10 protein-coding genes are annotated in these 13,789 nt (G+C 69.7%); 8 read left to right on the plus strand and 2 right to left on the minus strand.

Translation table 11 applies throughout. The features are described 5' to 3' along the window. The first annotated feature begins 121 nt into the window (after window positions 1-121). A complete protein-coding gene (locus GXY85_00210; GenBank protein NLW49251.1) occupies window positions 122-427 on the plus strand; it encodes a tryptophan-rich sensory protein in 306 nt (101 codons plus the stop codon). 17 nt (window positions 428-444) lie between these two features. Continuing rightward, a complete protein-coding gene (locus tag GXY85_00215; GenBank protein ID NLW49252.1) occupies window positions 445-1,284 on the plus strand; it encodes a ribonuclease H-like domain-containing protein in 840 nt (279 codons plus the stop codon). A gap of 44 nt (window positions 1,285-1,328) precedes the next feature. On the opposite strand, the gene GXY85_00220 is transcribed toward GXY85_00215, so the two are convergent. Beyond that, complete coding sequence (locus tag GXY85_00220; GenBank protein ID NLW49253.1) at window positions 1,329-3,764, minus strand: hypothetical protein; 2,436 nt, start codon at window positions 3,762-3,764, stop codon at window positions 1,329-1,331. 22 nt (window positions 3,765-3,786) lie between these two features. Beyond that, window positions 3,787-6,222, minus strand: a complete 2,436-nt coding sequence (locus tag GXY85_00225; GenBank protein ID NLW49254.1) for a hypothetical protein — start codon at window positions 6,220-6,222, stop codon at window positions 3,787-3,789. A gap of 244 nt (window positions 6,223-6,466) precedes the next feature. Between GXY85_00225 and GXY85_00230 the strand changes: the two genes are divergently transcribed. The 6 genes from GXY85_00230 (at window position 6,467) to GXY85_00255 (ending at window position 13,761) form a co-directional block, all read left to right on the plus strand. Next, a complete protein-coding gene (locus GXY85_00230) occupies window positions 6,467-7,333 on the plus strand; it encodes an HAD family hydrolase (GenBank protein ID NLW49255.1) in 867 nt (288 codons plus the stop codon). Window positions 7,334-7,364: 31 nt separating this feature from the next. Further along, the gene (locus GXY85_00235; GenBank protein NLW49256.1) at window positions 7,365-8,333 is read left to right on the plus strand and encodes a hypothetical protein; all 969 of its coding nucleotides are present in this window, start codon (window positions 7,365-7,367) and stop codon (window positions 8,331-8,333) included. A gap of 14 nt (window positions 8,334-8,347) precedes the next feature. Next, the gene (locus GXY85_00240; protein NLW49257.1) at window positions 8,348-9,394 is read left to right on the plus strand and encodes a carbohydrate kinase; all 1,047 of its coding nucleotides are present in this window, start codon (window positions 8,348-8,350) and stop codon (window positions 9,392-9,394) included. Between the two features lie 47 nt (window positions 9,395-9,441). After that, window positions 9,442-9,957: an SIS domain-containing protein gene (locus GXY85_00245; GenBank protein NLW49258.1), complete on the plus strand. Its 516-nt coding sequence runs from the start codon at window positions 9,442-9,444 to the stop codon at window positions 9,955-9,957. 421 nt (window positions 9,958-10,378) lie between these two features. Further along, on the plus strand, window positions 10,379-13,123 hold the full coding sequence (gene polA, locus GXY85_00250; protein NLW49259.1) for a DNA polymerase I: 2,745 nt from the start codon (window positions 10,379-10,381) through the stop codon (window positions 13,121-13,123). After that, window positions 13,120-13,761: a dephospho-CoA kinase gene (locus tag GXY85_00255; protein NLW49260.1), complete on the plus strand. Its 642-nt coding sequence runs from the start codon at window positions 13,120-13,122 to the stop codon at window positions 13,759-13,761. Before polA ends, GXY85_00255 begins: the two co-directional genes overlap by 4 nt. Window positions 13,762-13,789 lie beyond the last annotated feature (28 nt).

Consider the following 13,789-nt stretch of genomic DNA (forward strand, 5'->3'; position numbering starts at 1 on the left):
ACGCCGTTGCATCCGTCGCAAGCGTAGCACAAACGGGAAGGCGACCGCAACCCATGCCCGGCCGCCCGGGTCGTCGATTGCATTCCGGGCGCCGGTCGAGGACGATGTGCAGGGGTGACCCATGAGGAAGACATCGATCCTGATCGCGCTCCTGCTGCTCTGCCTGGGCGTGGCCGCCGCCGGCGGGCTGGTGAACGCCCGGTCGGTCGGGACGTGGTACGCCGATCTGCAGAAGCCCGCATGGACCCCGCCCGGCTGGCTGTTCGCGCCGGTCTGGACGGTGCTCTATGCGGCCATGGCCGTGGCGGCCTGGCTGGTATGGACCCGGAACGGCGCCCGCGCCGCGGCACTGCTCATGTTCCCCTACCTGGCCTGGGTGACGTTCGCAACGGCCCTGAACTTCGCGATCTGGCGCTTGAACCTCTGACCAGGGAACCTCCCGGCATGCTCCGCAACACGTTCTGCCACATCCCCGGCATCGGCCCCAAGGCGGAAGAACGCCTCTGGAGTGAAGGCATCCGTTCGTGGCAGGACGCGTGCGCGGGCACGGCGCTGCCGCTCTCGCCGGCCCGCTGCGACCTGGTGCGCCGCCATGCGGAGGAGTCCCTCGCTCGGCTCGCGGCGAAAGACGCCGGTTACTTCGCCGACGGCCTTCCGTCCACGCTGCACTGGCGGCTCTTCCCGGAGTTCCGCGATTCGACGGCCTACCTGGACATCGAGACGACGGGCCTGGGCGGCGCGTGGGACCACGTGACCACAATCGCCCTCTACGACGGCCGTGCCGTGCGCACCTACGTGCATGGACAGAACCTGGAGGCGTTCCCGGACGATGTGCGCGACTGCCGCCTGCTGGTCACCTACAACGGCAAAACGTTCGACATCCCGTTCCTGGAGCGGCAGTTCGGCATCCGCCTGCCGCAGGCCCACGTGGACCTGCGCTACGTGCTGCACCGCCTGGGCTACCGGGGCGGCCTCAAAGGCTGCGAGCGCCGGCTCGGCCTGGACCGCGGCGAGCTGACCGGGGTGGACGGGTTCTTCGCCGTGCTGCTCTGGCAGGAGTACCGCCGCAGCGGCGACCCCCGCGCACTGGAGACGCTGCTGGCCTACAACGTCCAGGACACCGTGGGCCTGGAGACGCTGCTGGTGATGGCCTACAACATGCACGTCGGCCGCACGTCCTTCGCCGAGACCCACTCCCTGCCGCTGCCCGCCGTGCCGCCCGCGCAGTTCGTCCCGCACCGGCCGACCATCCGCCGCATCCAGCGGCAGTGCGGCTGGGCGTAGCCCCAGCCGCACTGCCGCCCGGCCCGACCCACAGAAGGCCCGTCTCAGTAGCCTGCGCTCTGCATCGCGGGCACCGAGAACAGGTAGGTGCACAGCCCGGCAATCGTGTACTCGCAGTTCGCGACGTTGCCGTCGTCGAAATCGTACAGGATGTTGTCCGAATAGTACGGCCGCACGGCCGTCATGCCCGGCACCAGGCCGCCCGGCAGGGAGCCCTTCTCGGGCCTGAACAGGAAGCCCAGGTGCCCGCAATGCAGGGCCTTGGGGCCGTCCAGGCCGGGGGCCGCGTAGTAGGACCGGTTGTGGATCGGGTGGAAACCGTAGAGCCACAGCATCGGCATCACGGCCTTGTCGAGCGAGACGACCTCGGGGACAACCTTCGAGATCCAGTAGGTGTCGTAGACGCGCGTCGGCCAGCAGTGCGCGCTGCCGAGCTTGCCGAAGTCGGTGTAGTGCCCCGGCCAGGGCCGGTCCCTCAGCAGCCCGGCATGGTACTGCGCGCCCCTGCGGCAGGTGCTCAGGCAGGCCTGCTTCAGCGGACCGTCGGGCAGCTCGAGAGCCAGTCGGGCGAGGGCCGGTCCGGCGTACCAGAACGATGAGCAGCCGGACTCCCGCTTGTTGGGGTAGCTCAGGTTCAGGTCCGCGATCTGCCGGGTCATGGCCTCCAGCTCGCGCAGGTAGGAGGGGTCCTTCGTGGTCAGGTACAGCTCCACGAGCGCGCCGATCACGCCCTGGTCACGGCTTCCCTTATGGTTGTTGTAGAAGTAGGCGGTCGGGCGGTAGAGGCTCTGGTCCTCGAACGCGCGGAAGTGGTCATAGGCCTTCCGGGCCGCCTCCAGGCACGTGCGGGCCAGTTGCGGCCGGCTCTCCCTCAGCACACGGCTGACCGCGCAGAGGGTCGTGGCCTGCAGCAACTGCAGTTCGGGGTGATGGTCCACGTAGACGTGCCGCTCGTCGTCCGTGCCGGGGGTGTTGTCGGTCGCCTTGTCCCACCCGCCCGGGGTGCTCCGCCGGCTGGGCTGCTCGACAACGCCGACGTAGCTGCGGCCGTCCGGCTGCATCATGCTCAGCAGCCAGAGGGCGCCCCATTCGACCTGCTGGAGGATGTCCGGCTGGCCGTCCGGCTGACCGAGCCGGAACGTCTGGGCGCCCACGTCCAGCGTGGCGGCATCGCGATCCAGGCCGAACTCCTCGTAGGCCAGGGCCAGCACCAGGGTCGAGAATCCCTGGGCATAGATGTTCAGGTCGCAGTCGCCCGCGTCGTGCCAGCCGCCCCGTCCGCACGGGACGTGATCGCCGGCGTTGTAGGGCGTACCCGTGCATTCGTAGGACCGGAAGCCGTCCGTGCCTGAGTAGTTCGCCGGAACGCGGCTGCCGTCGTCCATGTGACAGAACGAATGCCCGGGCAGGCTCGCCCCCAGGTTCACGTCGGCGTGGCACATCTGGAACGGGATCATGCAGTCGAGCGTCGGCTGCCACAGCCCGTCCCCGAACACGCTCTCGCGGATGGGGAACTCCACCGTGCCCCGCGCCCAGACGATGCGATAGTCACCGGGCTCGCGGACCTCGGAGAAGTCGAACATGGCGAATGCCGCCTGCATGTGGGGCGGCGCCACCGTCTCGCCGAAGACGCCCTGCTTGACGAGCGAGCCGTCCGCCCGCTGAAGCTGGACGCGCGCATCGCCGGGCCGGTTCAGGTGCTTGGGCCATTCCAGGACGACCTTCTTCTCGCCGCGCACGGGGTAGCCGATCGGCGAGTAGCGGACCGCCCACGAGTCCTGTTCGGCCATCGGCGGCAGGGTCAGGTACAGGTCCGTGTACTCGCCCGGCGCGCTCGGCAGCGAGATGCCGACCAGGTACTTCAGGTCGCTCCAACGGCGCCGGTCGCTGACGGTCATCCCCCGGTCGCACTCGAGAATCAGGTTCAGGGACGGATCATCCACGTTGCACTCGACCCTGCGCACCCGGGAGGCGATCGTCTGCTTGTCCTCCGAGTAGGTCTCCGGCAGGCGGATGGTCTGGCCGTCCGCCCGGATGGTCGCCGCGCGGTAGTTGTTGAACGGCAGCTCGAAGAAGAAGCTCTCCCAGGCGCTGCCCGTCCAGGTGCCCGTCCGACGGAAGCGGATGCGGACCCGGTTGCCCTCGATGGACACGTGCTGCTCGTAGGCCACGCCCGCCTGAGGGATGCGGCCCTGGAACGCGATCGTGCCGACGCCCAGGTCGACGTCCTTCTCGGGCATCCGCCCGAAGGGGAAGTAGCCGGCCTGCCCCTGGCAGTAGATGCCGGCGTTGAAGACGATGATCTCCGTGCCTTTCATCACGTGCAGGCCGCCGTTCAAGTCGCCCTGCACCATGTACGGCCCCTGCTGGATGCGGCCGTCCGGGTGCGCCCGGAGGGCCTGGACCTGGCCGTTGGCCACCGACGCCGCCAGCATGCACGTCAGAACGCCCGCCATCGATAGTGCACGAACACGTCTCATGGACACGTTCCCTCCCGAGATATCAGAAACCGGCCTTCCCCATCGCGTTGACCGCGAACACATAGGCCGCCGTCTCGGCGATCGTGCTCTCGCCGTTCGGGACGTTGCCTTCGTCGAAGTAGTAGAGCACCCCGTCCGGGAAGTACGGCCGGATGGCCGTCATGCCCGGCACCGGCGCGCCCGGCACGGTGCCCAGCAGGGGTTTGAGCACAGCCCGCAAGTGGAGCGAGAAGATGCTCTTCGGACTGTCGGGGCCGATCCCCGACACGAACGAGACGTTGCTGAAGGGGTGGAACCCGTAGGTCCACAGCATCGGCTGGACGGCCTGCCCCATCGAGACGACGTCGCCGGCGACCTGGGAGAGCCAGTAGACGTCGAACGCCCGCCGGTGCGGGGCCGCCGTGTTGCCCACCTTGCCGAAGTCCGTATAGTGCCCCGCCCAGGGGCGCCCGCCCAGGCGCTCGGCGTGGAACCGGGCGGCCCGGCGGCAGGTGCTCACGCAGGCCGACCGCAGCCGGCCCTCCGGCAGACGCCGCGCCAGGCGCGCCAGCACGGGCGGCGCATACCAGTAGGACGAACTGGTCGACTCCTGCTTGGACGGGTAGTCCAGGTCCAGGGCCTCGATCGTCTCCGTCATCGCCTCCAGTTGGCGCAGATAAGCGGGGTCGGCGGTGGTCATGTACAGCTCGCCCAGCGCCGTCAGGACGTTCCCGTCCCGCCCCTTCGTGTTCGGGTAGAAGTAGGCGGTCTTGCGGTAGACCTCCTGGCGGGAGCCGAAGTGCTCGTATGCACGCCGCGCCCCCTCGACGCACCGGCGCGCCAGTTCCGGCCGCGCCTCCCGCAGTGCGCGAGCGGCCGCGCTCAGAGCCGCCGCCTGCATGCACTGCAGGTCGGCGTGGTAGTCCACGTACACGTGCCGTTCGTCCCCGGTGCCGGGCCGGTTGTCCGTCATCTCGTTCCAGGGGACATCGTTGCGGCGGAGGTTCGCCTGCACCACGACGCCGACGTAGCTCCGGCCGTCCTCCTGCAGCATGCTCAGCAGCCAGAGCGCGCCCCACTCCACCTGCTGCAGCACGTCGGGCGTCCCATCGGGCCGGCCGGCCTGGAACGTCCGCGTGCTCACGTCCAGCGTCGAGACGTCGCGGTCCAGGCCGAACTCCTCATAGGCCAGCGCCAGAAGATACGTCGCGTAGCCCTGCGCGTAGATGTTCAGGTCGCAGTCTCCGGCGTCGTGCCATCCGCCCACGCCGCAGGGGATCGGATCGCCGGCCTCGTAGGGCGTGCCGGTGCACTCGTAGCCGACGAAGCCGTCCGTGCCCGCGTAATGCGCCGGCACGCGGATGCCGTCATCCATGTGGCAGTGCGCGTGGCCGACGATGCCCGGCCCCAGGTCCACGTGGGCGTGGCACATCTGGAACGGGATGAAGCAGTCGAGTGTCGGCTCCCAGAGGGCGTCCTGGAAGATGCTCTCGCGCAGGGAGAACCGCACCTCGCCGCCGGCCCAGAGGGCGCGGTAGTCGCCCGGCTCGCGGACGTCCGTGAAGTCGAACGGCGCGAAGCTCGCCTGCATGTGCCGGTACGTCACCGTCCGCCCGAAGCGCCCCTCCCTCACCACCGCCCCGTCCGCCCGCTGGATGCGAACGCGGTCGTCCGCCGGACGTTCCAGGTGGTTGGGCCATTCGAGCACCACGGTCTTCTCGCCGCGCACGGGGTAGCCGATCGGCGAATAGCGCACGGCGTAGCCCGCTTCGTCCGGCAGGTCCGGCAGCGTCACGTAGACGTCCACCGGCTGGCCGGACGCCTCCGGAATCTCCACGCTGAGCAGGTAGCACGGGTCGCTGATGCCGCGCCGGTCGGCCAGGCGGATGCCGCGCTCGCACTCGAAGACCAGGTTCAGGGACGGATCGGCGACGTGGCACTCGAGGCGACGGGCGCCCGCGACGATCACCTCGCCCTCCCTGGAGTAGGTCCTCGGCAGGTCGATCGTGCGGCCGTCTGCACGGACGCGCGCACCCAGGTAGTTGTTGAAGGGCAGCCGGACGAAGAAGCTCTCCCAGTGGCGGTCGTTCCACGTCCCCTCGCGGCGGATGCGGATCCGGACGCGTTCGCCCTCGATCGAAACCTGCTGATGATACGAAACGCCGGCCTGCGGGATCGCGCCGCGGAACCCGATCGTCCCGTCGCCGTAGTCCAGGGCCTTCTCGGGCATCCGGTCGTAGGGCCAGTAGCCCGACTTGCCCGTGAAGCCGCAGAAGACGCCGGCACCCATGACGGTGATCTCGGAACCCCTCATCACGCCCAGCCCGCCCAGGGGATCCCCGAACAGCAGATACGGCCCCCGCTGGATGCGGCCGTCGGACAGCGGTCTCAGGCCCTGCTCCTGCGCCGCGCAGATCGACCCTCCGTGGGCCACTGCCGCCAGGACGGCCATGTACACGATCGTCCGCCATGCGCTCACGGACATCCCTCCCTGCGCCCAGAGGACGGTTCGGCGCGATTCTGCACGTGCGATGCGCCGCCTGTGAGGCATGATACGCGCGCCGGCGCAAGGGTGTCAATCAGACGCACGGCACCCGGTCCGCTTGACTCCCCGGCGGGGGGCCGATAGCATGGCGGCGTACGGCCTGTCACGGCGGGTGCCTTGCCGGCGCCTGCGCCCGATGCCTGCCCTTCCCTTCTGCAGAGCCCTCATGCCCGCCATCATGAACGAACCACACCGCCCCGAGCGGCCCGACTCCGTCCGCGTGCTCCCCGGCACGTCCATCGAGATCCTCCGCCAACGCCGCCCGGCACAGCCCCCCTGCGAGGTCCTGTTCGACTTCGACGGCACCCTGAGCCTCATCCGCGAGGGCTGGCCGGACGTGATGGTGCCCATGATGGTCGAGATCCTGCAGGCCACCGGCACGGACGAGACGCCGGAGGCCCTCGAACAGGTCTGCCGCACGTTCGTCATGGACCTGTGCGGCAAGCAGACGATCTACCAGATGATCCGCCTCGCCGAAGAGGTCAAGGCCCGCCGAGGGACGCCTCAGGACCCCTTCGCCTACAAGCAACTCTACCATGAGCGCCTGATGGACCGCATCCGCCACCGCCGCGAGGCGCTCTCCTCGGGCCGCGCACGCCCCGAGGAGATGCTCGTGCCGGGCTCCGTCGAGCTGCTCGATGCGCTCCGTGAACGTGACGTCCGCCTCTACCTCGCCAGCGGCACGGACCAGGAATACGTCGACGAGGAGGCGCGCCTGCTCGGCATGGATGCCTACTTCGGCCCGCACGTCTACGGCGCCCAGCGGGACTACAAACGGTTCTCCAAGCAGGCGGTCATCGACCGCATCCTGAGCGACAACCGGGTCGACGGCTCGCGCCTGCTCGGGTTCGGCGACGGCTATGTCGAGATCGAAAACGTCCGGTCCGTCGGCGGCCTGGCCGTCGGTGTGGCCAGCGACGAGGCCGGCCGCAGCGGGCGGCCCGACCCCTGGAAGCGCGAACGCCTGATCGGCGTCGGCGCCGACATCATCGTGCCCGACTTCGGCGACTGGCGCCCGCTGATCGACTACATCTGGGGCGCCTGAGCGCCCCCGGCCCTGCCTGGGAGGCCCCGCGATGCCCTTCCCGCAGTTCGACCGCAGCCGGCTGCGTCTGCGGCCCCTCGCCGAGCGCCGGCACGACCTGGACTCCTCCGTCTTCATCCGCCCCGACGGGCCGCGCGTGCCCTTCGAGCACGCCGCCCTGCCCGTGCTCGCCGACCGCATCGTGTCCGCCCGCCGCAGCGGGGCCACCGTCCTGTTCGCATGCGGCGCGCACGTGCTCCGAAAAGGCAACGGCCCCCTGCTGATCGACCTGATGGAACGCCGCCTGCTCACCCACCTGGCGCTCAACGGCGCGGGCGCCATCCATGACTTCGAGCTGGCCATGATCGGCCAGACCTGCGAGAGCGTGGCCCGCTACGTGAGCGACGGCCAGTTCGGCCTCTGGAACGAGACCGGCCGCCTCAACGACGCCGTCCGGGCGGGGGCCGAGGCCGGGCTCGGCTTCGGCGAAGCCGTCGGGCGCATGATCGAGGACGAACGCTTCCCCGGCCGGGAGGCAAGCGTCCTGGCCGCCGGCGCGCGCCTGGGCGTGCCCGTCACGGTGCACGTGGCCATCGGACAGGACATCGTCCACGAGCACCCCAACTTCGACGGCGCCGCCGCCGGCGCTGCCTCCTATACGGATTTCCTCGTGTTCGCACAGAGCGTGGCAGGGCTGGAAGGCGGCGCCTTCCTCAACATCGGCACCGCCGTCATGGGCCCCGAGGTCTACCTGAAGGCCCTCGCCATGGCCCGCAACGTCGCCCATCAGCGGGGCGAACGGATACGCCGATTCACCACGGCCGTCTTCGACATGCTCCCCCTGCCGGCGGACGTCTCCGTGGAGGCGCCGAAGACCGAGGCCGCCTACTACTTCCGCCCCTACAAGACCGTGCTGGTGCGCACCGTCGCCGACGGCGGCGAAAGCCACTATGTCCGCGGCGACCACGCCGCCACCGTCCCGGCACTCTACGACCGCATCATCGAGAAGGCCCGCCCATGAAACCGATTCCGCCCATGACCCAGGACCGACTGCGCGAGCTGACCGACCGTTTCCCCTCCCTCCGCATCGCCGTGATCGGGGACTTCTTCCTGGACAAGTACCTCGACTGCGATCCCCGCATCGCCGAGAAGAGCGTCGAGTCCGGCCGCACCGCCCACCAGGTCATGCGCGTGCGCCACAGCCCCGGAGCCGCAGGCACCGTGGTGCAGAACCTCGCCGCGCTGGATGCCGGGGCCCTGCACGCCGTCGGATTCACCGGCGACGACGGCGAAGCCTGCGACCTGCGCAAGGACCTGCACGCGCTCGGCTGCTCGACCGACCTGCTCCTGACCGCGCCCGACCGCATGACCATGCAGTACCTCAAGCCCCGCAACCTGACCGATGCCACACTCGCGGGCGAGCACGAACGCTACGACACAAAGAACCGCACGGCCACCCCGGCCGAACTGGAGGACCGCATCATCGCCGCGTTCGACCGGGCACTCGCCCGGGCCGACGCCGTCATCGTGGCCGACCAGGTGGAGGCCGACGACTGCGGCGCCGTCACCGCGCGAGTGCGCGCAGCACTCAGCGAGAGGGCACGCGCGCACCCCGGCGTGGTCTTCTTCGCCGACAGCCGCACGCACATCGGCCGGTTCCGCGGCCTCATCATCAAGCCGAATCAGTTCGAAGTCGCCGGCGTGGCCCAACCCCTGCCCGGCATGGAAGTCGACGCCGACACGCTGCGCGCCGGGCTCCGGCGGCTGCGCGACGAGGTGGGCGCCCCCGTGATCGCCACACGCGGCGAGAAGGGCGCCATCGTCACCGACCCCGAGCCGACCGTCGTGCCCGGCGTGCGCGTGGACGGGCCGACCGACACCACCGGGGCCGGCGACAGCATGACGGCCGGCTGCGTGCTGGCGCTGGCCGCCGGCGCCTCCCTGCCGGAGGCCGCCCTGGTCGGCTGCCTGGTCGCCTCGATCACCATACAGCAACTGGCCACCACCGGCACGGCCCGGCGCGACGAACTGCCCGACCGCCTGGGACTCTGGCTGACGCAGCAACAGGAGGCACAGCCGTGACACAACAGCACTTCGCGCGCAACTACCTCGACGGACTCTGCAGCGTCCTGCCCCGCCTGGACACCGGCGCCATCCATCGTGCAATCGACGCCATGCGGCGGGCGCGCGATGCCGGCCGCACCATCTATAGCTGCGGCAACGGCGGCAGCGCCAGCATCGCCTCGCAGATGGTGGTCGACATCGTCAAGGGGGCGTCCTATGGCCGCCAGAAGCGCATGAAGATGATGGCGCTCACGGACAGCATCGCCACCATCACGGCCCTGGCGAACGACGTGGACTACGAATCGGTCTTCGTCGAACCGCTCAGGAACTTCGCCGCCAAGGGCGACGTGCTGATCGCCATCAGCGGCAGCGGCAACAGCGCCAACGTGCTGCGCGCGGTCGAGTACGCCAACGGGGCGGGCGTCACCACGGTGGGCCTGACCACGTCGACTGGCGGCCGGCTCAAGGACATGGTCGAGGTCCCCCTGCTCGTCCCCACCGACCACATGGGGCACCTGGAGGATGCCTTCTTCGTCCTCACGCACATCCTCGTCTACGCCTTCATTGAACGCGCCTGCTGAGCGGCTGCGCCCCGGCCGGACGGCGGAGGCCCGTTCTCGCGCTTGACATTCGCCATGGGAAGGGTTACGGTAGAGGTACTCGCGTCAAGGGGCATTCATTCCGTTCGTTGCGTTGCCGGGCGCTTCCAGGGCGTCTGACCGCAAACTGACCTGCCGGGAAGCGCATCCAGAGCAGCAACCGCGATGAGATGTCCCGTCCGCTTCTGCGGAGGGATCGCTCGCGCGGCGCCAGGCTCCCGCCGGCCCGGCCCCCCTCAACAGGGCGCCCGGGGACGGGTGGGCGCCGATGGTCCTCGGTGCCCGGCACTGCGCCGCCGTAGCGGTCTGCGGCGGAGATGTTGCGCGGTTCAATCTCAACGACGTGCAGAGTCCCACGTACGTTTCTCAGCCTGATTCACCACAACTCAGCTCGCCCGGCGACATGCCGAAGACGTGTTTCGTCATCGACGCGTTTGCGCACATCTACCAGTTCTTCTATGCCATCAAGGGCCTCACCGGCCCCGATGGAGAACCGGTGAACGCGGTCTATGGCTTCGCCCGCATGATCGAGATGATCCTGGAACGCTACAGGCCCGACTACCTGGCCGTCGCCTTCGACGGACCCGGCGAACTGGCCAGGCACCAGGTCTATGAGCAGTACAAGGCCAACCGGCCCCCGATGCCCGAACCCCTGGAGCGGCAGTTGCCCCTCATCACCGAACTCCTGGACGCGCACGAGATACCGCGGCTGACCTCGCCGGGCCACGAAGCCGACGACGTGCTGGCCGCCGTGGCCGCCCGGGCCGCTCAGGAGGACATCGACACGGTGATCGTGACGACGGACAAGGACGCCGAACAACTGATCGGCCCCCGCACACGCGTGCTGCACATCCGCAAGAGCGGCGAGGAGATGCTCGACGACAGAGCCCTGAAGGAACGCAAGGGCATCGAACCCCGGCAGGTGGTCGACCTGATGTCGCTGACCGGCGACAGCACCGACAACGTGCCCGGCGTCCCCGGCATCGGGCCGAAGACGGCCCTCGAACTGATCCGGCGGTTCGACACCGTGCGCAATCTCTACGAGCACCTCGACCAGGTGCCGCGCGACTCCATCCGCAAGAAGCTGAAAGAGCATCGGGACGCCGTCGAGACCGCCGAACGCCTCGTGCGGCTGAACCCCGACGTGCCCATCGACCTGGACCTGGCGCGGTGCCGGGCCGGCACGGCCGACCGGGCGAAGATCCACGCCTTCTACCGTGCCCTGGGCTTCGGCTCGCTGATCCGGGAGGCGCCGCCGGTGCAGCGCGCCCGGCAGTCGGGCCTGTTCGGCCAGGACCAGGAACCGCCGCCGGCCCCGCACGCCACACTCGACACGATCCGCACCGTGGAGACGGACTACTCGGTCGTCACCGACGCGGACGGGCTGGCCCGGCTGGTCGAGGAACTGGCGCGCCAGGACGCCTTCGCCTTCGACCTGGAAACGACCAGCCTCCAGCCGAGGGACGCCCGCATCGTCGGCATCGCCCTGAGCTGGCGGCCCCGCCAGGCCGTCTACGTGGCCACCGACGGCCCGCCCGGCGCCCCCCTCTGCCCCCTGGAGGCCGCGATCGAGGCGCTCCGCCCCCTCCTGGAAGCCGAACGCCCCGCCAAGCTCGGGCAGAACCTGAAATACGACATCACCGTGCTGCGCAACCACGACGTGCGCGTCGCCGGCCTCCGGTGCGACGCCATGGTGGCCTCCTACCTGCTGGACCCGGGCAGCCGGGGCCACGGCCTCGACGCGCTGGCGCGGCGTCACCTGAACTACGAGACCGTCAAGATCGCCGAACTCATCGGCGAGGGACGCAACGCGATCACCATGGACCGCGTGCCGGTGGACAGGGCCGCCCCCTACGCCTGCGAAGACGCCGACGTGGCCCTGCAGCTCTGCCGGCTGCTGTCGGAACGGCTCGACCGCGAAGACCTGGGCGACCTGATGGCACGCATCGAGATGCCGCTGATCCCCGTCCTGGCGGACATGGAGTGGGTGGGCATCCGCGTGGCCGCCGATCAACTGGCGGCCATCAGCGCACAGATCGCCCAGGAACTGGCCGCCCTGGAGCGCCGGATCCACGGGCACGCCGGCCACGAGTTCAACGTGAACTCGCCCCGGCAGCTCAGCCGCGTGCTGTTCGAGGAACTGGGCCTGCCCGCTCGCGGCGGACGCCGGACGACCGGCCACTCCACCGCCAGCGACGTGCTGGAGACGCTCCGCGACAGGCACCCGATCGCCGACTGCGTCCTGCGCTACCGCGAACTGGCCAAGCTCAAGTCCACCTATGCCGATGCCCTCGTCGGCATGGTCAGCCCCAAGACCGGGCGCGTGCACACGTCGTTCAACCAGACGGTCACGGCCACCGGCCGGCTCTCCAGCAGCGACCCCAACCTGCAGAACATCCCCGTGCGCACGCCGCTGGGGCGCCGCATCCGGCAGGCGTTCATCGCCGGCGCGGACGACATGTCGCTCCTGAGCGCGGACTACTCCCAGGTGGAGCTGCGAGTGCTGGCGCACTGCTCGGGCGACCCCGCCCTGCGCCGTGCGTTCGAGGAAGACCGGGACATCCACCGGTTCGTGGCGGCCCAGGTGAACGACGTGGCCGAGCAGGACGTGACCGACGCGATGCGCCAGCAGGCGAAGGCCGTGAACTTCGGCATCATCTACGGGCTCAGCGCCTACGGGCTGAGCAACCAGATCGGGTTGCCCGTGCCCGAGGCGGAGCGCTTCATCCGCAGCTACTTCGACCGCTACCCGATGGTGAGGCGCTTCATCGGCGCCACCATCGACCGCGCCCGGCGCGACGGCTTCGTGCGGACGCTGGCCGGCCGCCGGCGGCGCGTCGAAGGCATCAACGCCTCCGGCGCCGCCCGCAGCGCCGCCGAGCGCATCGCCGTCAATACCGTCATCCAGGGCAGCGCCGCCGACATGATCAAGCTGGCCATGATCGACATCCACGGCGGGCTCCCGGCCGTCAGTGCGCGGGCGCGCATGTGCCTGCAGATCCACGACGAACTGGTCTTCGAGGTGCCCCACGCCGAGCGGGACGCCGTCGGCCGGTTCGTCACCGAGCGGATGCGCAACGCGTTGCCGCTGGACGTGCCGGTGAAGGTCTCCCTGGCCGTCGGCAGGAACTGGGCGGAGGCGAAGTGACACCGACCGGAGACAAAACGCGCCGTGCGCCGGTCATCGGCCTCGTGGGCGGCCTGGCCGCCGGCAAGAGCACCGTGGCCCGCTTGATGCGCGAGCGCGGAGCGTGCGTGGTCGATGCGGATCGCATCGGACACGAGGTGCTGGAGCTTCCGCACGTCCGTACGGCCCTGACGGACGCATTCGGCCACGGGATACTCGGCCCGGACGGGCGTGTGGACCGCGGGCGGCTGGCCGCCGTCGCCTTCGGCACGCCCGAGAGGGTGGAACGTCTCAACGGAATCGTTCATCCCATCATCATCCAAAGGATCAGTGATCTGTTGAGGGAGTTCAGCGCCCGGCCGGACGTGCCGCTGGTGGCGCTGGACGCTCCGCTGCTGATGGAGACGCAACTGCACAGGGACGTCTGCCGCGCGCTGCTGTACGTCGAGGCGCCGGAGGACGAACGGCGCCGGCGCGCCGCGCAGAACCGGGGCATCGCGCCCGAGCAGTTCGCCGTGCGCGAACAGGCGCAGATGCCCACCGACGTCAAGGCCGCAGTGGCCGACTACACAGTCATCAATACAGGCTCAATCGAGGAGCTGGCCAGGCAGATCGATCGGATCTGGCCTGACCTGTGCCGACTTTCAGGAGGTGTTTGACTTGGCCGCAGACAGCGAACGCAACACG

The sequence above is a fragment of the Candidatus Brocadiaceae bacterium genome (assembly GCA_012728835.1).
GTDB lineage: Bacteria > Planctomycetota > Brocadiia > SM23-32 > SM23-32 > JAAYEJ01.

Excerpts from the sequence above, each read along its gene's own strand:
- GXY85_00210 (NLW49251.1), top strand. The coding sequence starts at position 122 with ATGAGGAAGACATCGATCCTGATCGCGCTCCTGCTGCTCTGCCTGGGC.
- GXY85_00215 (NLW49252.1), top strand. The coding sequence starts at position 445 with ATGCTCCGCAACACGTTCTGCCACATCCCCGGCATCGGCCCCAAGGCG.
- GXY85_00220 (NLW49253.1), bottom strand. The coding sequence starts at position 3,764 with ATGAGACGTGTTCGTGCACTATCGATGGCGGGCGTTCTGACGTGCATG.
- GXY85_00230 (NLW49255.1), top strand. The coding sequence starts at position 6,467 with ATGAACGAACCACACCGCCCCGAGCGGCCCGACTCCGTCCGCGTGCTC.
- GXY85_00235 (NLW49256.1), top strand. The coding sequence starts at position 7,365 with ATGCCCTTCCCGCAGTTCGACCGCAGCCGGCTGCGTCTGCGGCCCCTC.
- GXY85_00240 (NLW49257.1), top strand. The coding sequence starts at position 8,348 with ATGACCCAGGACCGACTGCGCGAGCTGACCGACCGTTTCCCCTCCCTC.
- polA (NLW49259.1), top strand. The coding sequence starts at position 10,379 with ATGCCGAAGACGTGTTTCGTCATCGACGCGTTTGCGCACATCTACCAG.